The sequence below is a fragment of the Acinetobacter sp. UBA2581 genome (genome assembly GCF_002339435.1).
GTDB lineage: Bacteria > Pseudomonadota > Gammaproteobacteria > Pseudomonadales > Moraxellaceae > Acinetobacter > Acinetobacter variabilis.
The window spans coordinates 1-26,980 of the sequence record NZ_DDLD01000010.1 but is presented as its reverse complement, the minus strand read 5'-3'; the positions used below and the strand labels follow the sequence as shown (position 1 = coordinate 26,980).

Sequence of the window (26,980 nt, the reverse complement as noted above, 5' to 3'; positions counted from 1 at the left end):
CCTCAATGCGTAAGTCCTAAAATAATGAAATTCTAATTTTCAAATAACTTTATGAATAAACTTACTGACACTTGAAATTCTTCTTTTACTTTTGAAAGATGAATAGCACTGCTATGCAAGGTAACAAAAATCTTCTGTTAACTTGATGATACGTCCCAATATCACAAGCCAACGGCGACATCCATGTCGCCTAATACAAATTCAATTTGGATACGTAGTTCTATTCCGATAAAATGATAAACATGACTTTAAGTCAATTCTAATTCACAATCTAAAAGTTCAGCATTTCCCCTCAATTTCAAACTGAAACAATAAATCCCGTGCTAAACTATCGAGTGGTTTTTGCAGGGACTCATTTATGCACTTTGTTCATCTTGGTATTCATACAGAATTTTCGATTACTGAATCCATCGTACGTATACCTGACTTGGTCAAAGCTGCTGCGAATGACGAGATGCCAGCACTCGCGCTGACTGACTTATCCAATCTACATGCTGCTGTTAAATTCTATAAAAAATGTTTGGATAAAGGCATCAAACCGATTCTTGGCTCTGAAATTCGTCTGAATGATGCTGAGCATCGGGTTACCCTGCTTTCCATGACCAACAAAGGCTGGCGCAACCTGACCGAACTGGTGTCTGAAGGTTATATCAGCGGTCAGCAACTGGATATTCCTTGCGTACAAAAAGATTGGATCTTGAATCAGCACGATGACATGATCGTATTGCTCGGTATGCAGTCCGATGTCGGCAAAATGCTGATTACTTCAAATCCCGATAAAGCTGAACCGCTACTGCAAGAATGGGTAGAGAAATTTGGAAATCGTGTTTATCTCGCCCTCACCCGCACTGGCCGTGCTAATGAAGATACTTTCATTGAAGAAGCGGTAAAGCTCGCAAAGAAATATAATATTGGTGTAGTTGCACATAATGATGTGCATTTTATTGCACGCGAAGACTTTGAAGCACATGAAGCGCGTGTCTGTATCGCAGATGGTTATGTGCTTGGTGATAATCGCCGTCCTAAAACCTATAGCCCTGAGCAATATTTTAAAAGCTCAACAGAAATGGCGGAACTGTTTAGCGATATTCCAACCGCGATTGAAAACACCCTCCATATCGCAAAACGTTGTAATGTCACCCTACGTTTAGGTTTCAACGATCTACCAGATTATCCAATTCCTGAAGGCCATACTATTGACACCTACTTCGCACATTTATGTGAAGAAGGTTTAGAAGAACGCCTGAACTTCCTGTATCCACCAGAAAAACGTGAAGAAGACTGGCCTATCATCCGTCAGCCTTATGATGAACGTCTGGCCTTTGAGATCAAGATTATTCTGGATATGGGCTTCCCAGGGTACTTCTTGATCGTCATGGACTTCATTCAATGGTCCAAAGGAAATGGCGTACCGGTAGGTCCGGGCCGTGGTTCAGGTGCGGGTTCCCTCGTAGCCTATAGTTTGAAAATTACCGATCTTGATCCTCTGCGCTATGACCTGCTGTTCGAACGTTTCTTGAACCCGGAACGTGTTTCGATGCCCGACTTTGACGTCGATTTCTGTATCGCTGGTCGTGACCGCGTAATTGACTATGTGGCACAGACTTATGGTCGTGATGCGGTATCGCAAATTGCGACTTTCGGTACCATGGCAGCGAAAGGTGCGATTCGAGATGTAGCCCGTGTCCTCGGTAAATCTTATGGTCTGGCTGATCGTATTTCCAAACTGATTCCCACCAAGCCTTTGGGTTTAAGCCTTGAAGAATCATTGGAAGCTGAACCTCAACTGAAAGATATCGTCACCAATCCATCGAATCCAGATTATGACGATGCTTCGGAAATCTGGGAAATGGCATTGAAACTGGAAGGCATTACTCGTAATACCGGTAAACATGCCGGTGGTGTAGTCATTGCCCCTACCAAGCTGACCGACTATTCGGCCGTGATGTGTGATGCTGATGGTACTGCACGCGTTGCCCAGTTCGATAAGGACGATGTCGAAGCTGCCGGTCTAGTGAAATTCGACTTCTTAGGTCTACGTAACCTGACCGTTATTGAAGATGCCATCAAGCACATCAATGCACGCCCAGACGTGACCGAACCGGTGAATATTTCCTATATTCCGCTGGATGACAAGCCAGCCTATAACATCTTCGCGACGGCGAATACCACCGCGGTATTCCAGTTTGAATCCGTCGGCATGAAGAAGATGCTCAAGGAAGCGCGTCCAAGCAAGTTCGAAGAAATTATCGCCTTCGTATCGTTATATCGTCCGGGTCCAATGGATCTGATTCCTGACTTTATCCATCGTATGCATGGTGGCGAGTTTGAATACCTGCATCCATTACTGGAAAAGGTATTAGAGCCGACTTACGGGATCATGGTCTACCAAGAACAGGTAATGCAGTCGGCACAGTTCTGTGCCGGCTATAGCTTGGGTGGTGCGGACTTACTTCGTCGTGCGATGGGTAAGAAAAAACCTGAAGAAATGATCAAGCAGCGTAAGATCTTCATTGAAGGTGCTGCGAAAAAAGATATCGATGAAGCAACGGCGAACCATATCTTCGACTATATGGAAAAATTCGCAGGCTATGGCTTTAACAAATCGCATGCTGCAGCCTATGCACTTGTCGCCTATCAAACAGCTTGGTTGAAAGCGCATTATCCTGCTGAATTCATGTCAGCGGTGATGACCTCGGAAATGCAGAACACTGATAACGTGGTGTTCCTGATTGATGATTGCCGTCATAACGGACTGGAAGTATTACCACCATCGGTGAATATGTCGATTTACCAGTTCCATGCCAGTGATCCAAAAACTATTGTGTATGGTTTAGGTGCGATTAAAGGCGTGGGTGAAGCGGCAATGCAGTCAGTGATTGAATCACGTCAGAAAGAAGGTCCTTATAAAGACCTGTTTGACTTCTGTCACCGTATCGACCTGAAAAAAATCAATAAACGTACGCTCGAAGCCTTGATCCGTGCTGGTGCACTGGATTGCTTGGGCATTGAACGCGCTGATTTAATGGCACAGCTTCCTGAAGCAGTACAGGCTGCAGATCAGGCCCGTCAGAACCGTGAAACCGGGATCATGGATCTATTTGGTGAAGTTGAAGAAGTTCAGCGTAAACCGGCCAAACCGGTGAAACCTTGGTCTGATGAAGTCCGTCTCAAAGGTGAAAAAGATACACTCGGCCTATATCTAACGGGTCACCCAATTGATGTATATCGTAATGAGCTAAAAGCATTCGTACCTTGTCAGATCAATGAATTAACCCCGACCCGTCGTGGTGTAACGACTGTGTTTGCTGGTCTGGTAGTCGATGTCGCTAACTTCCCGAACCGGATGGTGGTGACATTAGATGATGGTACGGCACGTATCGAAATCTCCACCAACCATGAACGCTTCCAGCGCTTTAAAGACATCGTTCAGGTTGATAAAGTCGTGGTGATTGAAGGTGAAATTTACGAGCGTGAAGGTTTTGATCGCCCACTCGGTCGTTTGACCAAAGCCTTTAGCCTGAATGAAATCCGTCAGAAACGCGCTAACAGCATCAAGATTACCTTGCAAGCTGAACATTACAGCAAAACCCTCAGCCGTGACTTGCAGCAAATTCTGATGCCATATACCAATGTGGATATGAGCACGCATATTCCAGTGATTCTGTATCTGGATTATGGCTATGCCACGGCTGAACTGCATCTGGGCTTAAGCTGGAAAGTTGCACCACTGGATGATCTTCTCGCCAAGCTGCGTGACTATTTTGGCAAGACTGCGCTCTATATCGAGTATCAGGTGAAGTCTAAAGCTGCACGTGCCGTATCTTATAAAGAAGCTAAGCCAGTTGAGGTTCCGCCTCCGCCTGCTGACATGAGCATGGACGATGCCTTGGCACAATATGAAGCTGAATCTCAGCTGCAGTATTCATAAATCTCCCATTTTAATATATCCAAACTGGAATCATCATGAGTCAAATTGACAATGCTGCTGTTTCAGCACATCTCTCCCATGTGCGTATTGTCATGGTTAATACCACCCTGCCTGCCAATATCGGTAGCGCATTACGTGCCATGAAAACCATGGGCCTGTGCAAACTGGTCTTGGTCGCACCAAAAACCTACCCGCATCCAGATATTGATGCGCTGGCTGCAGGTGCAACCGATCTGATCGAACAGATTGAGATCGTAGAAACGCTAGAAGAAGCCATTAAAGATTGCCAGATCGTCTTTGGTACCAGTGCGCGTAGTCGCACTATTCCATGGCCTTTACTAGATGTCCGTCCAGCGGCAGAAAAAGCACTTTCTGCTGTGGTGCAAGAAAAACAGGAAATTGCGATTCTGTTTGGCCGTGAAGACCGTGGTCTGACCAATGAAGAACTGGCGATTGCGAATTATCACTTAACCATTCCTGTGAATACGGACTATGGTGTTTTGAATGTTGCTCAAGCCATTCAGGTGATCTGCTATGAACTGCGTATGGCGGCACTGGATCAGGTTGAACACCCACGTGATCCAAAAGCCACCATGCAAGTTATTGATGGCATTGAAATGGAATGGGATGAACCGCTGGTGACCCATGAACAGATGGAACAGTTCTACCCTCATCTGGAAAAAATGCTGGCAGAAATTGAATTTATGGATCCAAAAAACCCACGATTACTTCCTTTACGCTTGCGTCGCCTTTTCGGACGTATACAATTAGATCGTATGGAATATCACTTACTTCGTGGTATTTTCACTCGTGTTCAGGCACTGAATAACGGCACCTGGAAAAAATCTTCCCATACATCACAACAGGATGAGGATCAAAACTAATGCTAAAACAGCTCAAAGAAGATATCCAAGCTGTCTTTGCGCGCGATCCTGCAGCACGCAATACCTTAGAAGTCTTAACCACCTACCCTGGCATTCATGCACTGATTATGCATCGTATGGCACATGAGCTATGGAAAAAAGACTGTAAAGGTACAGCGCGTGTTTTGTCCTCTTTTAGCCGTTTTGCAACAGGTATCGAAATTCATCCGGGCGCCAAGATTGGTAAACGTTTTTTCATTGATCACGGCATGGGCGTTGTGATTGGTGAAACTGCGGAAATTGGCGATGATGTCACCCTGTATCATGGTGTGACTTTGGGTGGTACAACCTGGAATAAAGGCAAACGTCACCCGACTCTGGAAGATGGCGTTGTTGTTGGTGCAGGTGCCAAAATCCTAGGTCCATTCACGGTAGGTAAAAATGCCAAGGTCGGTTCCAATGCTGTGGTTACCAAAGCAGTTCCGCCGAATACCACAGCGGTTGGCAACCCAGCGCGCTTTATCACCAAAGATCAGCCAAAAGATGATGCTGAAGCACGTCGTCGTGATTATGCCGAAAGTATTGGCTTCCAGCCTTATGCAACTACACAGGATCAGACAGACCCGATTCTGGAAGGCATGCGTGTTTTACTTGACCGTATTCAACAAAATGAAAAACGCATGAATACGCTGTGCAACCGCCTGTCTTTGCTTGACCCGACTTTCAAGAAAAACCAGTTAAATGAACAGCCATTTAGCAAAGAAGAACTTAAAATTCTGGAAGATGCGCGCCGTGAGTGCGAAGCACAAACCAGTCAGTCCAAGGCCTGACTGTAAATCGTAATTCTTTTGTAACACGCATTTGCTTGCATGATCGCAGCACTTTTCATAGACTGACGATCATGCATTTTTTTGAATAGATGTTTTAAAAAATAACATAAATGGACGGATATTATGACCTTGAAGCCCTTAGCAATTTCTTGCTTAGCTTTTACCATGACGGCGTGCTCTATGGCACCGACATCAAGCAAACAAGAACAGAAACAAGCTGATCAGGTAGTTTTTGTTGAACCTGAAATTACTCCGCCATTTTATGCTTTAAACCCGTTTAACTATAACGAACCACCTCCATTTGAAGTTCATTTGCAAAAAGCCGCTGCGCAGCCAGTGACAAAAATGGTGGTGACTGATCCTAAAGATCCGTCTAAACAGTTAACCCTAGATGTAAACAAGCTGATTATCCCGATGGTGGATAGCAATACACGCAGTATGCGTTATGCAGCACTTGCCAATGAAAATGAAATCGACATTACCGAAATCGATGATTTCTTGCAGATGGTAGAAGGTAAAGCGCGTCATTATCCACCTCGTTTTAGCGACCGTCAGGAACGCCGTGGTTTTGAAGCAAAGCTTCGCGAAGTTTCTCAACAGCTAGATACTCTAGCTTCACGTCCAAATGCTTCATTTGATGTATTAATGCGTGCATTTAAGGCCAGCGTGATGGCACGTAATCTTGATTTAGGTTCTATCTATACCACCAAGTCAATGACCTATGCACAGCGCATTCTTCGTATCAACCAGGATGATGCTGAAGCAAACTTCTGGTTTGGCTTTGGCCTGTCTGAAGGTGGCGGTCATCGTGAAGCGATTCAGTATTTGGACAAGGCAATGCAGGCGGGTGTTCAGGAAGCTTATTTATCTGCGGCAAATAACTACATTGCCATGGAGAATAAAAAGAATGCTGTTCAGGTTCTGAATAATTACAAAATTAAATATCCGCAAGAAGCTGAAGTCGCTGATCGTCTGATTCAGGAAATTGAAAAACAGGGTCGCTGGAACGTATGGCAAGTCATGCAAACAGCCGCTCCTGCACCAACAACCCCGGCGCCTACACCAGCACAATAAGCTATATTTCAGATTCATAATATTACAAATAGACCGCTCCGGCGGTCTATTTTTATGGGAAAAAATTAGTAAAATACAAAGCATTATCAAGCTTTATAATTTTAAATGAGTGTTCAAAGTCTTTATGCACGAGAAAATAAATAAGATAGCATTACTTTGCACTGTACTCATGACAGCCTTACTCAGTGGCTGTCAGGTGGTGAGTGTTAAAGAGCAGGCTATTAATGTCACCATCAATAATGAACGCGATAGCATTCTTACACGCGATAAGTTGAGTGAAGCCAGTCTGAATGTCCTGTCCATGACCGGACGTGAAGCACAAGTCTGTGAAAATAATCCAGAAGAATGTGTGAAAGAGCTACAAGAAATTCCACAGATTCTGGATGAGCAATTACTTTCCACATCGAGTGAATTATATCTAGCTAAATCACTACAGCTGGGTAAATCGGCTGAATGTAAAACCAGTGCTCTAGCTAAAACCCGATCTGAAGAAAAACAGCAACTGCAAACCCAGAACCTGCAAAAATGTCAGGAACAGCAGTTACAAATGCTGGATAAAAGTATCCGCTACAGTTATGCCTATCTGTTCCAGACTGAACGTGCGCCACAAGACCGGATTTTCGACAACCGACAAGTTCAGATTCGTGACTTTTATAACCTGGCGATTGCTCATTTAATCCAGATCTACGCGGAACGTTATAAAACTAAAGAAGCCGGACAACGCCTGCAGGTTGGCAACAGTGTCTATAACATTAATCTGGACAATTTCCCCCAGCTCAAGAATCAGTCGATTGAACAGTTAATGTCGACCTATAACATGAACTTCTCTGGTCTGCGCTCGATTACCCGTCGTGACGGTTTCGGCTCTGAGTTTCTGGTGGTTTTGCCGGAAGAAAAAATTTCCAAAAAAGATAAAAAATATCTGGTTGATCCACTAAATTACCAATATCAAAATGGCGTAAATCCTTTTATTCATTCAGCACGTTATCTGGCAACCACAATTACTGCCATTCCAGAATCAGCGAACTCTGTAAAACAGATCCTAAATAACAGCAACTTCCATTTAAAACTTTATGACCCGTATAAATATGACAAGATTAAAGTTGCCAATAAGGAATATACTTTAGCTGCAAATTTTTCAGCGCCTTATGGCTTATGGCTGGCAGAAAATAACCTGGGACGTGCAGCCTATCTGACACTGATCAATCGTGACGATAATCTGGTCATGCCTCATCTATTTATGCTGGAACCTTATAATCCAAATAAAAAGGTTTTAGTGCTGATTCATGGTTTGGCCAGCAGCCCGGAAGCCTGGATTCGTTTAACGAATGATATTATGGGTGATCCGGTCTTAAGAGAAAATTTCCAGGTGTGGCAGGTCTTCTACTCAACCAACATGCCTATTCTGGAAAGCCGTTTCCAGATTAATGCGCTGCTTCAACAAGGTTTCGCGCGTATTAGTAATAATGCACCAGCCAAAAAAGAAGCTGTACTGGTTGGACACAGTATGGGCGGTGTCATTGCCCGTCTATTGGTGAGTGATGCAGATATTACCGAGCCCGCTTTTAATATTGTAAAAAATTCAAAGCTGACCAAGTTCCGGGACAATCCGCTCTTTAAAGCACGCTTGAAAATGCAGCCAGTTCCGAATTTTAGTCGCGCTATTTTCCTGGCAGCACCGCATAAAGGGACCGATTATGCAGATCGCTGGCATACCAAACTGGCACGTAAAATTATTCGTGTTCCGAGTGCCTTTTTGGGCGCATTTGCCGACACAGTCCAAGGTGAAATTGGCTTAAGTGATTTTCTACATGAAGTCGGTCGTGACCTGATTCAAAATGGGCCGAGTGACCTTAGTAAAAAATCAAAATTCACGGCATTGACCAAAGATATCAATCCTGCACCGGGATTCAAATTTCACTCGATTATTGGCAATAATACAGATAGTGATGATGAAAATATCATGACTGATGATGTCGTTGCTTATCAGAGTGCATATCTTGAAGGTGCGGCTTCCAATAAAATTATCAAAGGTGGACATTCCGTTCAGGAAACGCCTGAGGCTGTACTGGAACTCCGCCGCCTTCTCAGATTACATCTGGTCGACTTAGGATTGTATGAGCCTGATTAAATTTTGATGAAAGATATAAAAAAAGCTGCCTATCGGTGGCTTTTTTTATGAGCAACCCATGTATCAATACCCTTTTATGCTTTATATCGACTAAGTCCGTCTAAATACAGATTCCTGCGGATTTATATTTCTTTCTAAAAATTAAATTTGTTAGACTTGAGGCAATTATTTTTGACATTCAAACCGGTCTTTACAGGATTTTAGCTTAGGCTATTTTCCAGGTTTTCTGAGGATAGTGTTTCGGAAAAAGATTCAGGTTTTGCTTTATATATTTAAAGGATTTTTTCTTAATGACCAGTTCAGAACTTGTGGCTGATCTCTCTAGCTTAACGCCCATGATGCAGCAATACATGTCGGTCAAAATGCAGCATCCACACTCATTGATGTTTTATCGCATGGGTGATTTCTATGAACTGTTCTTTGAAGATGCCCATAAGGCCGCTAAAATTTTAGGCATTACCCTGACCCATCGCGGTAAAGCCAATGGCCAGCCAATTCCGATGGCCGGTGTACCTTTCCATGCTGCTGAAGGCTATCTGGCTCGTCTGGTGAAAAAAGGCGAAACGGTGGTGATCTGCGAGCAGATCGGTGAAGTGACTGGTAAAGGTCCAGTTGAACGTGGTGTCGTCCGAATCATTACCCCTGGAACCTTAACCGATGATGCCTTATTAGGTGCTCATCAAACCTCCAACCTGGTTGCTCTATGTGTTCACCAGCAACAAATCGGAATTGCACTTCTTGACCTGAGTGCCGGTTTATTTAAAGTCCAGCAAATCGATTATGACTTAAGTCAGTTAGCCATTGAGTTGGCACGCCTGATGCCTAGCGAAATTGTGATTGATGAAAATCTGCAAGATCAGGCACTGATAGAACACTTAAAACAACAGCTAGATGTTCCGATCAGTAAACGTCCGAATGTTGACTTCAACCAGAACAATGCTCAGAAAACCTTATGTGACCAGTTTGCAGTAAGTACGCTTTCAGGTTTCGGAATTGATCATCTGCCCTTGGCCAAAGCTGCTGCGGCTGCATTGATTCACTATGCCAAAGAAACTCAAAAAACAGCTTTACCGCATATCCGAACCATTCAACTGGAACAAAGTTCAGACTTTATTGCACTGGATCCAGTCACCCGTCGTAATCTTGAGCTAATTGAGCCTTTATTTGAGCATGGCACTTCATTGTTCCAGCTGATCAATGACTGTCAGACCGCTATGGGTGGCCGTCTGCTTAGCCGCACCCTGATGCAACCGCTTCGTGATACTGCGATTCTGGATGAGCGACTGGATGCCACACAGGTATTGCTTGAAGGTTTCCATGAATCGCCAGTCCGTCTGGTCTTAAAAGAAATCAGTGATATTGAACGTGTACTCAGCCGTATCGCTTTAGGCAGTGCGCGTCCACGCGATCTGGTTCAATTACGTCAGGCCTGTGCACAGATTCCATTTTTACGCCATGCATTACAACCACTGTTAAGTCAGCAGAATTCGAAATTATTACAGCAGCTGAATCAAGAACTGGGCGATTTTCATGGTCTGCATCAGCGCCTGATGTCCGCTATCGTTGAAAATCCACCGGTACTGCTACGTGATGGCAATGTCATTGCAGAAGGTTTCGATACCGAGCTGGATGAGCTGCGTAAAATCCGTGATCATGCTGGACAGTTCCTGATTGATCTGGAAATTAAGGAACGGGAGCAAAGCGGCATTCCTACCCTGAAAATCGGCTATAACCGTATCAGTGGTTATTATATCGAACTTACACGTGCACAAGCTGAACAGGCACCTGAACATTATATCCGTCGTCAGACACTGAAAAATGCCGAGCGTTATATCACGCCTGAACTAAAAGCTTTTGAAGATAAAGTGCTGTCTAGCGAATCCCGTGCGCTTGCTCGTGAAAAAATGCTGTTCGAAATGTTGCTGGATGAACTGCGTCAGGATATTGGTAATCTACAGATGATGAGCAGTGCGATTGCCCAGATCGATCTGTTGGCAAACTTTGCGTATCAAGCACGTTTACGCAATTGGGCACGACCAAAATTCAGCCCTGAAATTGGTGTGAAAATCGTTGCCGGCCGTCATCCAGTGGTGGAAGCTTTGAGCAAGGCTGCATTTACTCCCAATGATACCCAGCTGGATTATCAGCACCGTATGGCCATTATTACCGGTCCAAATATGGGTGGTAAATCCACCTTTATGCGCCAGACTGCCCTAATTGCCCTGCTGGCTTATTGCGGTAGTTATGTGCCAGCGCAATCGACAACACTGGGTCCAATTGACCGAATCTTTACCCGGATTGGCTCTGCAGATGATTTGTCTACCGGTAAATCAACCTTTATGGTGGAAATGACGGAGACTTCACAAATCCTGCATCATGCCACCAGCCAGTCGCTAGTCCTGATGGATGAAGTGGGTCGTGGGACCAGTACCTATGATGGGCTGTCCCTGGCTTGGGCTTGTGTGCTGGATCTGACTAAACGGATTCAATGTCTATGTCTGTTCGCAACACATTATTTTGAGCTGACCGAACTGGATAAAGAATCAGGCATTGATAACTACCATGTCACAGCCAAAGAACTAAATGGCAACCTGATTCTGCTGCATAAAGTCCAACATGGTCCAGCTAGTCAGAGTCATGGTTTACAGGTGGCTAAACTGGCAGGTATTCCTGCGGCTGTAATTAAAGAAGCTCAACATCGTTTGAAGATTCTGGAAAAGCAGCATCAGGCCAAACCGCAAAGTCCACAGCATGATCTGTTCGCGATGCCTGAAATCATTGAAAAAGTCATCGAGATTGAAAAGCCTTCAGCAGCGCTTGAATTATTAGAAGACCTTGATGTCGACAATTTGAGTCCACGTGAAGCATTACAGCAACTTTATGCTCTTAAAGATCTCATGAAACAGCCAAGTTAAAATCACTCCTAAGCCCTATCCTGCATAGGGCTTAGCTGATGATGATTCTCATTCCCTGAGCCTTTCCTCAAATCATCGCAGTTTTTTCAAATTTAACAGCCCTATATATAACAAATATCAATAAAAGGAATTGTTTGTTCCCTCTATTTTTGCCTAAAATACGGTATTCGTCATTAGAACCATATTTTTTAGGTAGCTGTCGCCATGACCTTCGTTGTCACTGAAAATTGTATTAAATGTAAATATCAAGACTGTGTTGAAGTTTGCCCTGTAGACTGTTTCTATGAAGGTCCTAACTTCCTTGTGATTAACCCGGACGAGTGTATCGACTGCGCGTTATGTGAGCCTGAATGTCCTGCGAATGCAATTTTCTCTGAAGATGAGTTACCGGAAGGCCAAGAAGTTTTTATCGAGCTAAATGCTGAACTGTCTCAAAAATGGCCGAACATCACTCAAATTGGTGAGCAACCTGCTGACCGTGAAGAGTGGAATGGTAAAACTGATAAATTACAATATCTTGAAAAATAATTTTTCAAATCTTAAAAAAAGACCAGCATAGACTGGTCTTTTTTTATACCCCATCCACACATTTCATTGCAATTTATCCTGATTTTCTCCGTAAAAGTGGACTAAAATAGCGCTATTTTATAAATATCCGAATTGCTATTAATGAAGCATTTAATAAAGGGGTTATTGAGTGTTTGTATAATCCCGCTTGTCTTTGTAGGATGTGCTACCACCACAAAACAGTCTGGTAAGGTAACTCCAGATAAAAGGATTTACATCCCAGAAGAACGAGTCCAGTACAATCATAAACCACAGCCTAAACCGGTTCCTTATGTCTATACTCACTGGGTATCGGCACTGAATAACCTGTCTCTTGTACGTGAATATGAAAACTTTTTGGCCCAGCAAGGAGTCGGGAATATTATTCCAAGCTTTGAGCTGATGCGTACTGCACGGGATTGGGCTAAATGTGGTCGATCGCAATACATGATTCCAAGCCGTGAGCTCTGGTCAAATCAGGTGCCGACCTTACGTGTCTTTAAATATCTGGTTGCAGCCAATGTGCTGACTGATTTTGAAGTCACTTCGGTTTATCGTGACCTGCCTTTAAATCAGTGTGCCGGTGGAGCCAATTCTTCACGTCACCTGTTTAACTCGGCAATTGATTTCCGGATCGGACCTGAGTACCCACAGGCTCAGGATTATGCAGCAATTGAAAATACCAAGTTCAAACTGTGCCAATTCTGGTTACAACATGGACAAAGCCTGAATATGGGGCTCGGTTTATATGCCTCTGGCCAAATCCATATTGATACTCAAGGTTATCGCACTTGGGGTCCGGATTTAAGCCGTCGCTCATCAATGTGTAATTACTAAGTCATTCCAATTGCTATACAAAGCCAGCTTTTGGCTTTGTATAGCCTAAAAAACCAGCGAATATAGAACAATAAATTGCGCTATTCCCGGAAAAGTTTAAAATGCACGCATCACAACAAAGGTGCGATTACTATGCAACAAATGTGGACAGATATTGACCGCTACATTGATTCACATTTAATTCCTGAAGATCCTATCCTGAATCAGACTCTTGAAAATACTGCTGCACATGGTTTTCCAGATCATTTGGCTGTTGCGCCAAATCAGGGAATGCTGCTGCAAATGCTAATTCAGATGAACAAATGCAAACGTGTACTGGAACTGGGAACCTTTGCTGCATATAGTACCATGTGGCTGGCTCGTGCCCTGCCTGAAGACGGTTATATCCTGACAATCGAAGGCCGTGATACACATGCTGCTATGGGACAGGAAAATATTGATCGTGCACAGTTAAAACAGAAAGTTGAGCTGAAATGTGGCCGTGCTGCAGATGTGCTACGTGCCCTGCCTGAAGATACTGAAGCCTTTGACTTTATTTTTATTGATGCTGATAAGCAAAGCTATCCTGAATATCTTGAGCTGAGTTTAAACCTTTCTCACTCCGGCACCATTATCTTCTTGGACAATGTAATTCGTGCCGGTGATATCATCAATCCGGACAATAAAAAACCAAGTATTGAAGGCATTCGTGACATGTTTAAAGCGCTGGAAAATCATCCACGTATCTTGTCTTGTACTGCTTTACAGACCGTCGGTAGCAAAGGCCATGATGGTTTTGCACTCGCAATTGTCAAATAAAACAACTAGAACAAAAATCAGCCAATAAAGTATTCTTGATAAATAACATCATCTTACAGAATGTAACCACAGAGTTATCCACAATATATGAGGATAACTCTGGTTATTTTTAATTCAAGCTGTAACAATTTATCAAAAAATACATCTCTGCAGCTTTTGTCATCCTCTTTTTACTTCGCCACCAATAATGGCACTTTAGAATTTCGGAAAATCGTTGTCGCAATACTGCCCAAGAAGAACTGGTGGATTTTGCTGTGACTGAATGCTCCCAAGACAATTAACTGAATCCCATGTTCCTGCTGATAAGACAGGATATTTTCAGCCACTTCTCCATAGCGGTATTCTGGAACGACCTCTAGTCCTGCTTCAGTCAAATATTGCAGAGGCTCATTCAGGATTTCCACATGATCACCGATATAAAGCAGATGACATTGTAATTGTCTTAATAAATCACTTTCTGCAATACGTTTCATCATCTTCACACAGGTCGGTGAATACTCATAAGCAAAGATAAAACGTGTTGGTGGTCTGAAGTGTTCCCCTACAGTCATCACTGTACAGTTAGCACCACGGATAAAGTTTTCTACATTGGTGCCGATTGGCTTGTTTTTTTCGGCAGAACGCTCACCGAGTAATCCGATTACTGCAATATCATCAGGTTTTAGAATCTGAAAACTTTGTTCCAGAAAATCACCCTTTTCCTGAATATGTGTGGTGCGGATGCCATAATCTTTAAAGATACGATCCGAAATGTGTTGGAGCAGATTATTGCTATAGCTGAGCGCGATTTCACTTTGCTTCTGTTCCAGCTCAGCCAGCTCTTTAAGTAACATGGCATTGCTTTCAAAGCCAATCACACCGCTAATTTCCCCAAGATGATAACTGGCCGGGTAATAATCCAGAACCTGTAATAAAACCAGTTCACGGCCGGTCTGTTTGGCAATCCATGCAGCCGCATCTGCAAGCGCGTTCGTGCATGGTGAGGAGTCTATGCAGGCAATGACACGTTTCATGTTCAGCCTCTCTTTTATAATAAAAATTTCTTAGTTATTTTTAACTTAGCACAAGCATTAGTAAATGTGCACTGAAATCTGTAAGGCTTGAATTGAAATATGTTAACTTTTATGTGATGTTCTAAGGCCTTTAACGAATATTAAGCGCTTGATATCAATCCTTTTTCCAAGCGATTCTTTCACTGTTTTAATCCCGATATCGAATCAATTTTGCCGGATTTCCGGCGACAATTGCACGCGCTTCAATATCCTTCGTGACCATGCTATTCATCCCTATAATCGCCTGATCAGCAATTTTCACCCCATCTTTAATGCCGACATGGGCACCTAGCCAGACATCCCGACCAATCTCAATCCCTTTAGATCTAACGGCCTGCTGATAAATTGGCTGTTCAAGTTCCATCCCATGATCAAAGGCGTAAAGATGACAATAAGCTGCGATACGTACCTGATCATACAGTTTAATCCCTACCCGACCGCCATCCAGAATACAGTGATGATTGATGGCGACTTCGTTACCAATCTCCAAAGGACCATGTAACGTACAATCTGCCGCAATAAAGGTATTATCCCCGATAATAATTTTACGCCCCGGTTCAGCGAAGATATGTGCCAACGGCGAAATAAAACAGTTTTCACCAATCTCGACTGTTTCCATCTCCATTAGATAGGTCTGATATTCTTTCTGCCAAGCTTCAGCCCAACCACGATTCTTCGGTTTTAAGGACCAATATAGCCAAGGCATATAGTTCAGACGATGTTTATGCTGCTCGCGATATTTCAGTAATGGATCTTGTTCAGTCATCTGTGGCTTCTTCTATGATTTTTAATTGTTCACGACCGCGAGTGACATCCTGAATTTTTAAAGCAAAAGGTTCAATCTGATGTTTCTGGAATTGTGCCTGAACCTGTACGCCTTCAGCCGTATATTCTTCCTGATAATCAATCTGCTGCTGATTCAGCTCATACTGAAAAATGGCCCATTCATTAAATTGGCAGGCAAATTCGACTTTTTTCTTTTCAATCAGTTCAATTTTTTCAGCTAATAACAAACATTGTCCAGCACAGCCCCCATAGGCACGTACCAGTCCGCCAGTCCCTAGTTTAATACCGCCATACCAGCGATTCACCAGTACCAGTACATTGGTTAGCTCATTGCCCTCAATAGTCGCAAGGATCGGCCGACCTGCTGTACCCGATGGCTCACCATCATCATTAAAGCGTACATGATGACCGATTTTCCAGGCCCAGCATTGATGAGTCGTAGTCGGATCACGATAGGTTTCCAGAAAATCCTTCACATCCTGCTCATTTTCTACAGGTGTGGCAAAGGCCTGAAATCGGCTTTTTTTGATGTCTTCCTCAAAACTGACAAGGCTAGCAATGGTAAATGGCATAACTTCAGGCATTCAAATTTCACCTGTGCAGTATACTTGTTTTGATGGGGCAAAGAAAAAGCCTCTCTATACGAGAGGCTTGATTCAATTTAATTTTATTAATTACTTTTAAATTTAACGTTCACGCAATGCTTCTTTAGCCTTGTTGAATGGCTTGATCAGATAGTCCATTACCGTTTTTGCGCCGGTACGAATGTCTACAGAGGCCACCATCCCTGGTGTGATATTAAACTCCTACCCGGCGGCATTTCTCAATTTGTCACTATCGGTACGGATATACACACGATAGTAGAACTGATCCTGTTTGACTTCATCCCGCAAGGTATCTGGTGAAATCACGGTCACTTTACCTTTTAGGCCACCATAAATCGAGTAATCATAGGCAGTAATCTTAACCAGCGCTTCCTGATCAGGACGGATAAAAGCAATATCACGTGGTGAAATTCGGGCTTCAACCAGTAATTTTTCATCCAGAGGTACGATAGTCATCAGTTTGCCATTTTGCGGTACTACGCCACCCAAAGTCATGACATCAATTTCTTTGACCACGCCACGGACTGGAGATTTAAAAATGGTCCGGTTCAAGGTATCTGACTTGCCACGTACCACCTGTTGCTGAGTTTCCACATCAGTATTGGCTTTGGACAGTTCTTCCCGTGCTTTCACATAATATTGGTTGCGAATATCCTTCATCTGGTTACGCAGGTCATTGGCCTCACGCTTCAACCGTAGAACTTCAACTTCACTGGCTGCCCCTTTAGCCACCAATGGCGCGGTCATTTCCAGTTCCTGTTGTACCAGTACCAATGCCAGTTGCAATCCGGCAAGAGATTCTCCCAGATTGGCACGACGTGACTGATTAGAGTGCGGTTTCTTCTTTAACCAGTTTCGGATATTTCAGCACTTCTTCCGGGAAAGACAACGGCGTACCACTCACTTCTGCACGTAAACGAGCGGAAGTCGCACGTGAAGCGATCAGCAAGGATTCTGATTCACCGACGTTGGATTCAAAGCGGGTCGGATCAAGCTGGGCCATTACTTGCCCACGCTCGACAATCTCACCTTCTTTGACATTTAACTTGGTTAGAATGACCCCTCCAGAGACTGAATCACTTGTTCTTTGGAAGATGGAATGACTTTACCCGTACCGGTCGAAACCTCTTCCAGTTTAAATAACTAGGCCCACGTCAGCAGTATTAACAAACCAATGCCCACAATCCAGATAATCAGACTGGATTTAGGTAATGGCGGTTCCTGGAAGCTCACTTTGTTTGAACGCGTTAATATTTGTGGTTCACTCATGCGCTTGCTCCCACGACCCGTTTAGTTCCTACCTGTGACTGATTTAATATCTGGTCTCGTGGACCATCCATGACAATTTTGCCATCATTGACCACAAGAATACGGTCAACTAACTCCAGTACGGCGCGACGATGCGTTGCTACTATCAGCGTACGATGGGTTAAATACCCTTTAAGATGATCAATCAACTGTTTTTCTGACACCTCATCAATGGCAGCGGTCGGTTCATCCAGTAGCAAAATCTTTGGTTGACGAATCAACAACCGCGCTAATAACAAGGCTTGGCGCTGTCCACCAGAAAAGCCGACACCCCCCTCCAAAATGATATGATCCAGGCCTTCTTTTTTCTCCTGTACAAATCCCAGTGCACCGGTAATTTATAAGGCTTCCAGAATTTGCTGATCGGTGGCCAAAGGTGCACCCAAAGTCAGGTTTTCACGAATTGAACCATAAAATAACTGCGAGTTCTGATTTAGCAAACTCATATCACGCCGCACATCTGACGGATCAATCAGGGTCAGATCAATGCCATCCAGTTTGACCTTACCTTGTGCTGGGGTTTGCATACCCGACAACAGTTGCAATAGAGTCGATTTACCAGCACCGTTACGACCCAGAATTGCAATTTTTTCACCAGGTTTGATTTCCAGTTTGGGAATCATCAAACTCGGTTTCGGATCATCATCGCCATATTTGAACACCACACCACTCAGGTCATAATGACCATCTAATACAGGACGGTGAATCAGGTGTGAATAATCCGGCTGATCCACCGGTTTTTTCATCAATTCATCCAGACCGCCTTTAGCAACTTTGGCTTGTTGTAAACGCCCTAAGACACCGGTGATTTGTGAAATAGGTGCCAGCATCCGTGATGACAAAATTGAACAGGCAACTAAAGCACCTGTGGTCATCTCACCATCCATCACTGCAAATGCACCCACCAAGACCACAATGGCAAACGTTAAACCCTGAATTTTTTGAGTCCATGCGGTCATTAATCCAACAATTTTACGTTGTTGCATGCTGATATCAGCAGAGACTTCATTCATGTGATTCCATTGGTTCTGGAAGCGGGTTTCAGCTCTTAACAGCTTGATATCTTCAATCCCTTGTACGGCTTCAACTAATAAGGCATTACGGATTGCAGATTCACGCATTCCCAACTGTGCCAACTTGGCCAGTTTTTTCTGTGCCAGAATCCCAAGAAGAATCATGAGTGGTACTACCAGTAGCATGACCCAGAACAGGTTGCCGCCAATAATCCAGAATATCCCCAGGAACAGAAAGAAGAATGGCAGATCTGCAATTGCCATCACGGTAGTTGAAGTGACCAGTTCACGCACACCTTCAAGTTCACGAATCTGTGAAATAAACGTTCCGGTCGATTTGGAACGCTCACTGTTTTTAATTCTTAAGGAATGCCCAAATACCCGGTCAGATATTTTCAGGTCAGCCCGTTTACCAATAATGTCTGAAAGATAAATACGGGATACCCGTAATATAAATTCGAAAATAGCTGCAATCAGTACACCACCGGCCAACACCCATAAAGTGGGAATCGATTGTGAAGAAATGACACGGTCATAAACGTTCATCGAGAAGACAATCGTTGCCAAAGCCAGAATATTGGCGATTAAAGAGGCAAACATCACATCGATATAGCGTTTCCAGTCTTTCAAAACAATTGACCAGAACCAGTTTTTCTCAAAGGGCTTGATGTATTCGTCGACACGCGCATCCGGCACAGAAGACTCTGGTCGCAGGATATAAACATGCTTCGCACCTGTTTCTAACTGCTCAATCGTAAAACTTTGCGACAAACCAGCATCTCCACTCAGTTGTACACTGACATTGCCTTGTGTGTCGATACGTTCAATAACACCAACATCTCCGCTATCAAATTCAACCATTAAGGGCAAACGCCAGGGATTCAGCAAACTGCTATCGAATTTATTTTTACGGACATTTAATCCCATCTGACGGCTGACAATTTTGAACATTTCATCAATGTCATGATGCTGGTTCCAGTCCAGTTGCAGACGAATCCGCTCCTCAGATGGTTCGATCCGATAATGCTTGGCAATGTTCAAAACTGCCTGAAGCCACGGCTGATAATTTATTGTTGTACTCATGGCTGAACTTCAAACCCCTGAATAGAAATACGGTTAAGCGCGTAAATATCCCGTGTGCGACCTGTCACCTGAATGTATTGCACAATCGTCGAATAGATGTCATAGCGCGCTGATTCAAATTCCTGTGCTGCGCTGTGAATAAGCCTGTTCTGCGTTTAATAAATCCACTACAGTCCGTGTGCCCAATTTATATTGTTCTTGATATAGCTCTTTGGTTCGTACCGTGGTTTCACGGCGCTGAGCCAGGACATCCATTTGTCTTTGTTTATTTTCAATCTATTCCCGGATTAAGCGAACCTGATCCAGTACATCCAGATAGACAGTATTGACCTGTGCGCGTGCAGCTTCTTCGGCATAACTGGTAGCACGTGCCTGAGACCGAACAGCTCCCCCCCTGATAAAAATTACTGCTGGCTTCAATCATGATTGAATTATAAAAGCCATCATCTTTATTATTATTCGGATTTCGACCATTAACCGCCTGACTTAAGCTACCTTTCAGATTAATAGTCGGATAACGGCTTAAACGTGCCTGATCTTTTTGCAATCGGGCTACATCTACTCCTGAATGTGCCAAGATCATGCTTGGAATCTGGGTAAATTCAGGATCCTGATAAAGATCAGCCTGGTTTACGATACGATCTGGAATTTCCCATTGAATTGCAGAGACATCAAATCCCAATAAAGTTCTGAGACGTTGCTGATATTGTCTTAACTGGGTCTGTTGCACGATCAGGTTGGATTGTACTGCTTCCAGATTGGACTGCGCCTGAACCGGATAGGCCTGTGTGCTAATTCCGGCGCGGGAACGTAAATTGGCAATTTCTGCAATTCGTGCAATGCCCTGAATCTGCTGTTCGGCAATCTTGGTAATTTCCTGATAGCGTTTGACATGGACAATAGCATCCGCTACTTCCAGTGCAACCTGATCTAGACTCACTAATACTCTTGCCTGGTTTTCTGCCAGTCTCGTCTCTTCAACACTGACATTGGTTTTAATCTTGCCAAAGTCATATAGCATCTGGGTAGCATTCAGAGAGACTACCTGACGTCCACGTTCACCTGAGGTCAAATCTCCAGTACCTACACCGCCAGATAACTGCGGATAATAGGCTGCTTTGGCCACATCAATATTGGCTGCCTGTGCAGATCAAGACGAAATACTCCGGGCAATTTTCGGACGACGCTGAACTGCTGTATGAACCGCCTCAATTAGACTCATTTTTGCAGGAATATCAGCATTTATAGACCGAATTGAAGATTGTCCCTGCTGCGGTCGAGTAATCTGCGGCAGTTCAGCCACCTTTGATGAGGTATCCAGTGTGACTGAGTGAGCTAATATCAATCGTTTGCGCAGATCGCGTTGGCTCTGGTGCAATCAGTTTTCCTAATCCACTTTTAATATTATTAAAATAAATTTGTGAATTTTCTGCATGTATGAATGGCACAGATAAAGGTAAAAGAAGAATGATCTATATTCCCTTATTTTTATTTATTATCCCCTGAACATTTTTTAAGTGCTGTACCCTAAATTGCATAATAATGAATGTTTCGTGTTTTAGCCTAAAAATATATCAAATCATACAAAAAGATAGCTTTTTCGTCTTAATTTAAGTAAAAAAAACCCACATTTGACGACTAAAGTCTTAATGCGGGTTTTTTCTGATAATGAAAATTTTCTATACAGTAAAGTCATCACCCAGATAAACTTTACGTACCGTTTCATTGGCCAAAATTTCTTGTGCCGTGCCTTCAGCAATGACTGAACCTTCGCTGACAATATAGGCATGTTCACAGATGGCCAAAGTTTCACGAACGTTGTGATCGGTAATCAATACACCAATTCCACGATCTTTCAGCGTGGTAATAATATCTTTAATATCACCCACGGAAATCGGGTCAACCCCGGCAAAAGGTTCATCCAATAACATGAATTTTGGGTCGGCCGCCAAAGCACGGGCAATTTCAGCACGACGACGTTCACCACCCGACACGCTCATACCCAATGAATCTTTAATATGGGTAATTTTAAAGTCTGCCAGTAATTCGGCTAAACGTTGTTGACGCTGAGCTTTGCTTAAATCCTTACGGGTTTCCAAAATCGCCATAATATTTTCAGAAATGGTTAGTTTTCTAAAAATAGAAGCTTCCTGAGGTAAATAGCCAATCCCTTTACGCGCACGTTCATGCATTGCCAAGTCCGACAAATCCAGATCATCCAGATGGATTTCACCCTTGTCCATACGCACCAGACCCACCACCATATAGAAACTGGTGGTTTTACCTGCACCATTAGGCCCTAAAAGCCCAACAATTTGCCCACTTTCCATACTGAAGGAAACGTCCTTGACTACCCAGCGTTTACTATAATTTTTCGCCAGATGCTTGATGGTTAAAGTTTGAACCTGATGCGTCTGTGCCATTAATCACGTGCTCCCGGAAAGGATTTCGAAGATGAAGGCGGAATCACGATTTGTACACGACCTGCTGCTGAACCGGTTTTATTTGGTGTACCTGTTGCTTCAATATCGCCTTTATTCATGCTGTATTTCAGCGTATTACCACGGATACTAGCGCCATCTTGCTGCAAGTAGGCATTTCCAGACAGGGTAATAATACCGGTTTCCGCATTATAGACAATTTTCTGTGCCTGACCTTTGGCCAAACCTTTGGCAGGATCAACTTTCTGCTGAAATTGAGCCGGGCTACCTGTTGCCGTAATCAGGCTGATCTGTTTTTTATTATTCAGATTCGCCACAATCGAATTGGCCTGCAATTTCATAGTGCCCTGTTCAATGATGACATTACCCGAATATGTCGTGACTCCGGTACGCTCATTAAAAGTCGCACGGTCAGCTAATAAGGTAATTGGTTGGTTACGGTCAGATGGCAATGCAAACGCAGTGGCTGAACCCAATGCAACCAGACTTAACAACGCGGCGCGCTTAAGGAAAGTGTTCATCATTTTAGCTCTAGGAATTTGGTTCATACTTTCCTCGAATATTAAAGAATTCGTATTGACCATCATTAAGATTGGCTTTTAGGCCCTGACTGATAAATTCAGCCTGTGGAGATTCAACAATGACAGTTTTATCGGTTTCAATTTCACGTGTTTTCGGAAAAGCCGTCAGCTCCTCGGTGTGGAACTGCATTTTTCCATTTTGCATGATCTTGGTCGCCAGCACTTCTTGAGAAAGTACAACTTTTGTATTGTCATCATAACCGTTGCCCTGTTTGGCAAAAAATGTTGCATCAACCTGACCGTCTTTATAGGTCGTTGCCTGCAGATTTTTGAGACTCGAAGTCTCTAGCTGCAGGTTTTGTTCAAGCTGGTCGACCTGGGCACGTACAGACAACATGCCCTTTTCATCAGTTTGGGTTAAGTTAATATTATTTGCAGAATAGGTCATACTACGGGCATAATCAGTTTGCAACTTGTTGCCCTTACCGCTGTAATAGTAATAACCACCACTTATTGCGGCAATGATAATAGCCGTAAGATATAAAACTCTAGTGTCCATAAGCGGTGTACTTAATCCAGGATGTATGACTTATTAATAAGGCGCACGAGTATATTTTTCAAGTAACTCTTGGTACTTACCTTTGGACATCAGTAACATGTCACAAATCTCGCGTACCGCACCACGACCACCATAGGCCTGCGTTACCAGATCAGCACGACGACGTACTTCAACATGCCCGTTTGGGACAGTCACTTTCATGCCTGCAATCGCGAAGGCAGACAGATCAGGCCAGTCATCACCCATGTATAAACAGTCTTCAGGATCGATATTGAGCTGAGTACAAGCTTCACGTAAAGCAGTCCCTTTATCTTCGCGGCCCTGATAAACCAGATCTACACCTAAATCCGACATACGTTTCTGTACGATATTGCTTTGACGTCCAGTGATAATGATTACTTTGATTCCGGCTTGTTGTACCAGTTTCATGCCCAAACCATCACGGATATCAAAAGATTTGATTTCATCGCCCGTATTGGTCAATGTGACAAAACCGTCGCTTAAAATACCATCTACATCAAGTACCAGTGCCTCAATATGACGTGCCTGCTCTAATAATACATAAGATGCCATTTATTAATTTACCCCAGCCTGAATCAGGTCATGCATACTAATTACACCAATGACTTTATTGGCATCATTAACCACAACAAATTGATTAATTTTACGTTCGTTCATTTTTTCCAGTGCAACGACAGCACGCGCTTCCTGAGAAATCGTCAGCGGATTTTTGGTCATCACTTCCTGAATCGGTAAATTGACATCAAAACCTTGCTGTTTGTCGATCAGGCGGCGCAAGTCACCATCAGTAAAAATACCCAGCAGAACGTCATTTTGATCCACAATTGTGGTTAAACCTAGGCGTTTATTTGAAATCTCGTATAAAACTTGATTCATCGGTGTATCTGGTGACACTTTTGGCAATTCCGAACCTGTATGCATGAGATGTTTTACATGCAGCAATAAACGTTTACCCAAGGCACCCGCTGGATGTGATAGTGCAAAATCATCAGCAGTAAAACCACGTGCATCCAGAAGAGCGACAGCCAGTGCATCACCCAGTGCTAAAGTTGCCGTTGTACTCGAAGTCGGTGCCAGACCAAGCGGACAGGCCTCTTGAAGATGACCCAAAGTTAAAGCCACATCAGCATTTTGTGGCATTGGGCCTTTGGCATCACCACTAATGGTAATTAAAGGAATTTCCAGACGCTTAATCAGAGGCATCAGCATCATGATTTCATCACTTTTGCCTGAGTTTGAAATGGCAATCAGTACGTCACCCGGTACCAGCATCCCAAGATCACCATGCCCTGCCTCACCCGGATGCATGAAGAATGAAGGCGTACCCGTAGAAGCAAAAGTTGCCGCCATCTTACGGCCAATATGCCCGGATTTCCCCATCCCGGTAATCACCAGACGACCTTTGCACTGCAAGATAATTTCACATGCCTGACTAAAACGCTCATCGATCTGCGTGGCTAAAATCTGTAATGCTTGTTCTTCGATACGCAAGGTTTCAAGTGCAACTTTCTGGAAGTCTATTTGATTTGGCATATTTGGTGGGTTCAAAGTAGGTTTACCTTAACTCTATACAGAGTTGACTCAGTCTAGCAAAAAATAATTTTCGCAATTTTATCATATCTATGCAAATGTCAGGTTTCAAAATGTAGAGCTTTTCATAAAACTTAAACAGAATGTTTAGAAATTTCCCTGACTGAAAGCTCTTCCATATTCAGAATTTCATTATGTAAATCAGTTTTGATTATCCTTTTTATTTTGCGTAGGCAATAAAAAACCCCAATCTTCCGATCAGGGTTTTTTTAATTTTGGAGCGGGAAACGAGACTCGAACTCGCGACCCCAACCTTGGCAAGGTTGTGCTCTACCAACTGAGCTATTCCCGCAATATGGGAGTGAATTATAGAGAGTTTCTGCTAACTGTCAACTCTCTATTGATTCAACTGTCGAATTAATCGGCACGACGCCATACAGTTCCTTGACGGGTATCTTCCAGCACCACCCCTTGGTCTAATAAAGACTGGCGGATTTCATCGGCACGAGCAAAGTTTTTCTCTTTTTTGGCATCTTTACGTTGCTGGATCAGATCTTCAATCTGCTCTTCAGACAAGCCTAAAGCTTCCTGACCAATATCAGACTTTAAGAATTCGTCGACATTGTGCTGTACCAGACCCAGAATATTGGTGAGATGGCGCAAAGTGGAATAATAAACAGTAGACTGCTCCTGATTCTGGTCTTTTACCGCACGGTTCAGCTCTTTATTCAGTTCAAATAATACAGCAATGGCTTCTGGCGTATTGAAGTCATCTCGCATTGCCGTATTAAAACGCTCAACAAAGTCTTGATCTAACGTATCAACCAGCTGTTCGCCATATACTGCCTGATAAGCTTTGAAAGAATGATAGAAACGCATTAGCGTATTTTTTGCTTCTTTTAAAGCTACATCTGAATAGTTCACCGGGCTGCGGTAGTGCGAAGATACGATAAAGTAACGCACCACTTCCGGATGGAATTTTTCAATCACATCACGGATGGTGAAGAAGTTACCCAAAGACTTCGACATTTTTTCGCCATCAACATTGATGAAGCCGGCATGCATCCAGTAGTTCACATACTGTTCACCTGTCGCTGCTTCAGACTGTGCAATCTCGTTTTCATGATGCGGGAAGCTTAAGTCAGCACCACCGCCATGAATATCAAAATGATTGCCGAGGCAGCAGGTAGACATGGCTGAACATTCAATATGCCAGCCTGGACGGCCATTGCCCCATGGTGATGCCCAAGAAGGTTCATTTTCTTTGGCATGTTTCCAAAGTACAAAGTCAAACGGGTGTTTTTTCTCAACTTCGACGTCTACACGTTCAGAAGCGCCTGCCTGCATATCTTCCAGTTTACGGCCTGAGAGACGCCCGTATTTGGCGAATTTTTCAACCTCGAAGTAAACATCGCCATTATTTGCCGGATATGCAGTCCCTTTTTCCACCAGCGTACCAATCATGTTTTGCATCTGATTGATGTAATCAGTGGCTTTTGGTGCTTCATCCGGTGCAAGACAGCCTAATTTGGCAAAGTCTTCATTCATGGCATCAATAAAACGGCTGGTCAGTGATGAAATGCTTTCCCCATTTTCATTGGCACGTTTAATAATCTTGTCGTCAATGTCAGTGATATTGCGTACGTATTTTACTTTCCAGCCCTGACTGCGCAGGAAACGGATAATATAGTCAAATGCAACCACCGTGCGTGCATGTCCAATATGACAGTAGTCATAGACCGTCATCCCACAGACATACAGATCAATCTGACCTTCTTTACGAGGCACAAATTCTACTTTTTTACGTTGCTCTGAGTTATATAGAACAAATGGTTGCATAGGTCTTCTAGAATGCTTTTACAAATGATGGCTCATCTTAACCTAAGCATTATTTTTCATAAAGTTTTAAGAAAAGTTTTCAAGACTTTTTCTGCGGTTATTTCTATATTGAACCGTACCGGGTTTGTCGGAGAGTCAATATTCTGAGTGAGAAGCACTGCTTCGCAAGGTTCGATGACAAAATTAAAATATACCCCTGAAATCAGAGAAAGAGCGGTTCAATTATGGATTGAATCTGAAAAAGATCATCCTTCTACTTGGGCTGCAATCACAGCTATTGCGCCTAAGATTGGTTGT

18 protein-coding genes, 1 tRNA gene and 4 pseudogenes are annotated in these 26,980 nt (G+C 43.4%); 10 read left to right on the top strand and 13 right to left on the bottom strand.

Annotated features, from left to right (window positions below; translation table 11 throughout):
- Positions 1-358: 358 nt before the first annotated feature.
- The 9 genes from dnaE to B3Q46_RS01270 all read left to right on the top strand — a co-directional run bounded on the left by dnaE (position 359) and on the right by B3Q46_RS01270 (position 13,925).
- Complete coding sequence (gene dnaE, locus B3Q46_RS01310) at positions 359-3,931, top strand: DNA polymerase III subunit alpha (protein WP_104426217.1); 3,573 nt, start codon at positions 359-361, stop codon at positions 3,929-3,931.
- A gap of 35 nt (positions 3,932-3,966) precedes the next feature.
- Entirely contained in the window at positions 3,967-4,815 is an 849-nt protein-coding gene (locus B3Q46_RS01305) for an RNA methyltransferase (RefSeq protein WP_104426218.1), read from the top strand.
- Positions 4,815-5,624, top strand: a complete 810-nt coding sequence (gene cysE, locus B3Q46_RS01300; protein ID WP_004786206.1) for a serine O-acetyltransferase — start codon at positions 4,815-4,817, stop codon at positions 5,622-5,624. The genes B3Q46_RS01305 and cysE overlap by 1 nt, the downstream gene beginning before the upstream one ends.
- Before the next feature lie 123 nt (positions 5,625-5,747).
- On the top strand, positions 5,748-6,698 hold the full coding sequence (locus tag B3Q46_RS01295; RefSeq protein WP_104426219.1) for an ABUW_2363 family tetratricopeptide repeat lipoprotein: 951 nt from the start codon (positions 5,748-5,750) through the stop codon (positions 6,696-6,698).
- Between the two features lie 124 nt (positions 6,699-6,822).
- On the top strand, positions 6,823-8,829 hold the full coding sequence (locus B3Q46_RS01290) for an esterase/lipase family protein (protein WP_286712895.1): 2,007 nt from the start codon (positions 6,823-6,825) through the stop codon (positions 8,827-8,829).
- A gap of 290 nt (positions 8,830-9,119) precedes the next feature.
- Positions 9,120-11,744, top strand: a complete 2,625-nt coding sequence (gene mutS, locus B3Q46_RS01285; RefSeq protein ID WP_104426221.1) for a DNA mismatch repair protein MutS — start codon at positions 9,120-9,122, stop codon at positions 11,742-11,744.
- Between the two features lie 204 nt (positions 11,745-11,948).
- Positions 11,949-12,272, top strand: coding sequence for a ferredoxin FdxA (fdxA, locus tag B3Q46_RS01280; RefSeq protein ID WP_004786212.1), 324 nt, complete (start codon positions 11,949-11,951; stop codon positions 12,270-12,272).
- 141 nt (positions 12,273-12,413) lie between these two features.
- Positions 12,414-13,127, top strand: coding sequence for a D-Ala-D-Ala carboxypeptidase family metallohydrolase (locus B3Q46_RS01275; protein ID WP_004786214.1), 714 nt, complete (start codon positions 12,414-12,416; stop codon positions 13,125-13,127).
- A gap of 132 nt (positions 13,128-13,259) precedes the next feature.
- Positions 13,260-13,925: an O-methyltransferase gene (locus tag B3Q46_RS01270; protein ID WP_104426222.1), complete on the top strand. Its 666-nt coding sequence runs from the start codon at positions 13,260-13,262 to the stop codon at positions 13,923-13,925.
- A gap of 170 nt (positions 13,926-14,095) precedes the next feature.
- On the opposite strand, the gene B3Q46_RS01265 is transcribed toward B3Q46_RS01270, so the two are convergent.
- The 13 genes and pseudogenes from B3Q46_RS01265 to cysS all read right to left on the bottom strand — a co-directional run bounded on the left by B3Q46_RS01265 (position 14,096) and on the right by cysS (position 26,683).
- On the bottom strand, positions 14,096-14,938 hold the full coding sequence (locus tag B3Q46_RS01265) for a universal stress protein (RefSeq protein ID WP_034703837.1): 843 nt from the start codon (positions 14,936-14,938) through the stop codon (positions 14,096-14,098).
- Positions 14,939-15,125: 187 nt separating this feature from the next.
- Positions 15,126-15,743, bottom strand: a complete 618-nt coding sequence (locus tag B3Q46_RS01260; protein ID WP_104426223.1) for an acyltransferase — start codon at positions 15,741-15,743, stop codon at positions 15,126-15,128.
- Complete coding sequence (locus tag B3Q46_RS01255) at positions 15,736-16,335, bottom strand: IMPACT family protein (RefSeq protein WP_104426996.1); 600 nt, start codon at positions 16,333-16,335, stop codon at positions 15,736-15,738. Before B3Q46_RS01255 ends, B3Q46_RS01260 begins: the two co-directional genes overlap by 8 nt.
- 114 nt (positions 16,336-16,449) lie before the next feature.
- A pseudogene (locus tag B3Q46_RS01250) lies at positions 16,450-17,637 on the bottom strand (HlyD family efflux transporter periplasmic adaptor subunit).
- Positions 17,634-19,772 (bottom strand): annotated as a pseudogene (locus B3Q46_RS01245) (type I secretion system permease/ATPase). Before B3Q46_RS01245 ends, B3Q46_RS01250 begins: the two co-directional pseudogenes overlap by 4 nt.
- Positions 19,769-21,244 (bottom strand): annotated as a pseudogene (locus B3Q46_RS01240) (TolC family protein). Before B3Q46_RS01240 ends, B3Q46_RS01245 begins: the two co-directional pseudogenes overlap by 4 nt.
- Positions 21,245-21,451: 207 nt before the next feature.
- Positions 21,452-22,195: an LPS export ABC transporter ATP-binding protein gene (gene lptB / locus B3Q46_RS01235; protein ID WP_004786227.1), complete on the bottom strand. Its 744-nt coding sequence runs from the start codon at positions 22,193-22,195 to the stop codon at positions 21,452-21,454.
- Positions 22,195-22,761, bottom strand: coding sequence for a lipopolysaccharide transport periplasmic protein LptA (gene lptA / locus B3Q46_RS01230; protein WP_004786229.1), 567 nt, complete (start codon positions 22,759-22,761; stop codon positions 22,195-22,197). Before lptA ends, lptB begins: the two co-directional genes overlap by 1 nt.
- Positions 22,745-23,293 (bottom strand): LPS export ABC transporter periplasmic protein LptC, encoded by a 549-nt coding sequence (lptC, locus tag B3Q46_RS01225; RefSeq protein WP_104426224.1) that lies wholly within the window; start codon positions 23,291-23,293, stop codon positions 22,745-22,747. Before lptC ends, lptA begins: the two co-directional genes overlap by 17 nt.
- Positions 23,294-23,326: 33 nt before the next feature.
- Positions 23,327-23,866 carry a KdsC family phosphatase gene (locus tag B3Q46_RS01220; protein WP_034170294.1) on the bottom strand — a complete coding sequence of 180 codons (540 nt, stop codon included), beginning with the start codon at positions 23,864-23,866 and terminating at the stop codon, positions 23,327-23,329.
- A gap of 3 nt (positions 23,867-23,869) precedes the next feature.
- Entirely contained in the window at positions 23,870-24,847 is a 978-nt protein-coding gene (locus B3Q46_RS01215; protein ID WP_005235203.1) for a KpsF/GutQ family sugar-phosphate isomerase, read from the bottom strand.
- A gap of 273 nt (positions 24,848-25,120) precedes the next feature.
- A tRNA-Gly gene (locus B3Q46_RS01210) sits at positions 25,121-25,196 on the bottom strand.
- A gap of 65 nt (positions 25,197-25,261) precedes the next feature.
- On the bottom strand, positions 25,262-26,683 hold the full coding sequence (gene cysS, locus B3Q46_RS01205; RefSeq protein WP_104426225.1) for a cysteine--tRNA ligase: 1,422 nt from the start codon (positions 26,681-26,683) through the stop codon (positions 25,262-25,264).
- Positions 26,684-26,857: 174 nt separating this feature from the next.
- Here cysS and B3Q46_RS01200 point away from each other — a divergent pair.
- A pseudogene (locus B3Q46_RS01200) lies at positions 26,858-26,980 on the top strand (IS3 family transposase); the annotation flags it as partial.

Bases quoted from the DNA above. Each gene is read 5' to 3' on its own strand.
- lptA (WP_004786229.1), bottom strand. From the start codon at position 22,761: ATGAACCAAATTCCTAGAGCTAAAATGATGAACACTTTCCTTAAGCGC.
- cysS (WP_104426225.1), bottom strand. From the start codon at position 26,683: ATGCAACCATTTGTTCTATATAACTCAGAGCAACGTAAAAAAGTAGAA.
- B3Q46_RS01265 (WP_034703837.1), bottom strand. From the start codon at position 14,938: ATGAAACGTGTCATTGCCTGCATAGACTCCTCACCATGCACGAACGCG.
- dnaE (WP_104426217.1), top strand. From the start codon at position 359: ATGCACTTTGTTCATCTTGGTATTCATACAGAATTTTCGATTACTGAA.
- fdxA (WP_004786212.1), top strand. From the start codon at position 11,949: ATGACCTTCGTTGTCACTGAAAATTGTATTAAATGTAAATATCAAGAC.
- B3Q46_RS01295 (WP_104426219.1), top strand. From the start codon at position 5,748: ATGACCTTGAAGCCCTTAGCAATTTCTTGCTTAGCTTTTACCATGACG.
- B3Q46_RS01270 (WP_104426222.1), top strand. From the start codon at position 13,260: ATGCAACAAATGTGGACAGATATTGACCGCTACATTGATTCACATTTA.
- B3Q46_RS01260 (WP_104426223.1), bottom strand. From the start codon at position 15,743: ATGACTGAACAAGATCCATTACTGAAATATCGCGAGCAGCATAAACAT.
- B3Q46_RS01220 (WP_034170294.1), bottom strand. From the start codon at position 23,866: ATGGCATCTTATGTATTATTAGAGCAGGCACGTCATATTGAGGCACTG.
- lptB (WP_004786227.1), bottom strand. From the start codon at position 22,195: ATGGCACAGACGCATCAGGTTCAAACTTTAACCATCAAGCATCTGGCG.
- B3Q46_RS01305 (WP_104426218.1), top strand. From the start codon at position 3,967: ATGAGTCAAATTGACAATGCTGCTGTTTCAGCACATCTCTCCCATGTG.
- mutS (WP_104426221.1), top strand. From the start codon at position 9,120: ATGACCAGTTCAGAACTTGTGGCTGATCTCTCTAGCTTAACGCCCATG.
- lptC (WP_104426224.1), bottom strand. From the start codon at position 23,293: ATGGACACTAGAGTTTTATATCTTACGGCTATTATCATTGCCGCAATA.
- B3Q46_RS01255 (WP_104426996.1), bottom strand. From the start codon at position 16,335: ATGCCATTTACCATTGCTAGCCTTGTCAGTTTTGAGGAAGACATCAAA.
- B3Q46_RS01275 (WP_004786214.1), top strand. From the start codon at position 12,414: ATGAAGCATTTAATAAAGGGGTTATTGAGTGTTTGTATAATCCCGCTT.
- B3Q46_RS01215 (WP_005235203.1), bottom strand. From the start codon at position 24,847: ATGCCAAATCAAATAGACTTCCAGAAAGTTGCACTTGAAACCTTGCGT.
- B3Q46_RS01290 (WP_286712895.1), top strand. From the start codon at position 6,823: ATGCACGAGAAAATAAATAAGATAGCATTACTTTGCACTGTACTCATG.
- cysE (WP_004786206.1), top strand. From the start codon at position 4,815: ATGCTAAAACAGCTCAAAGAAGATATCCAAGCTGTCTTTGCGCGCGAT.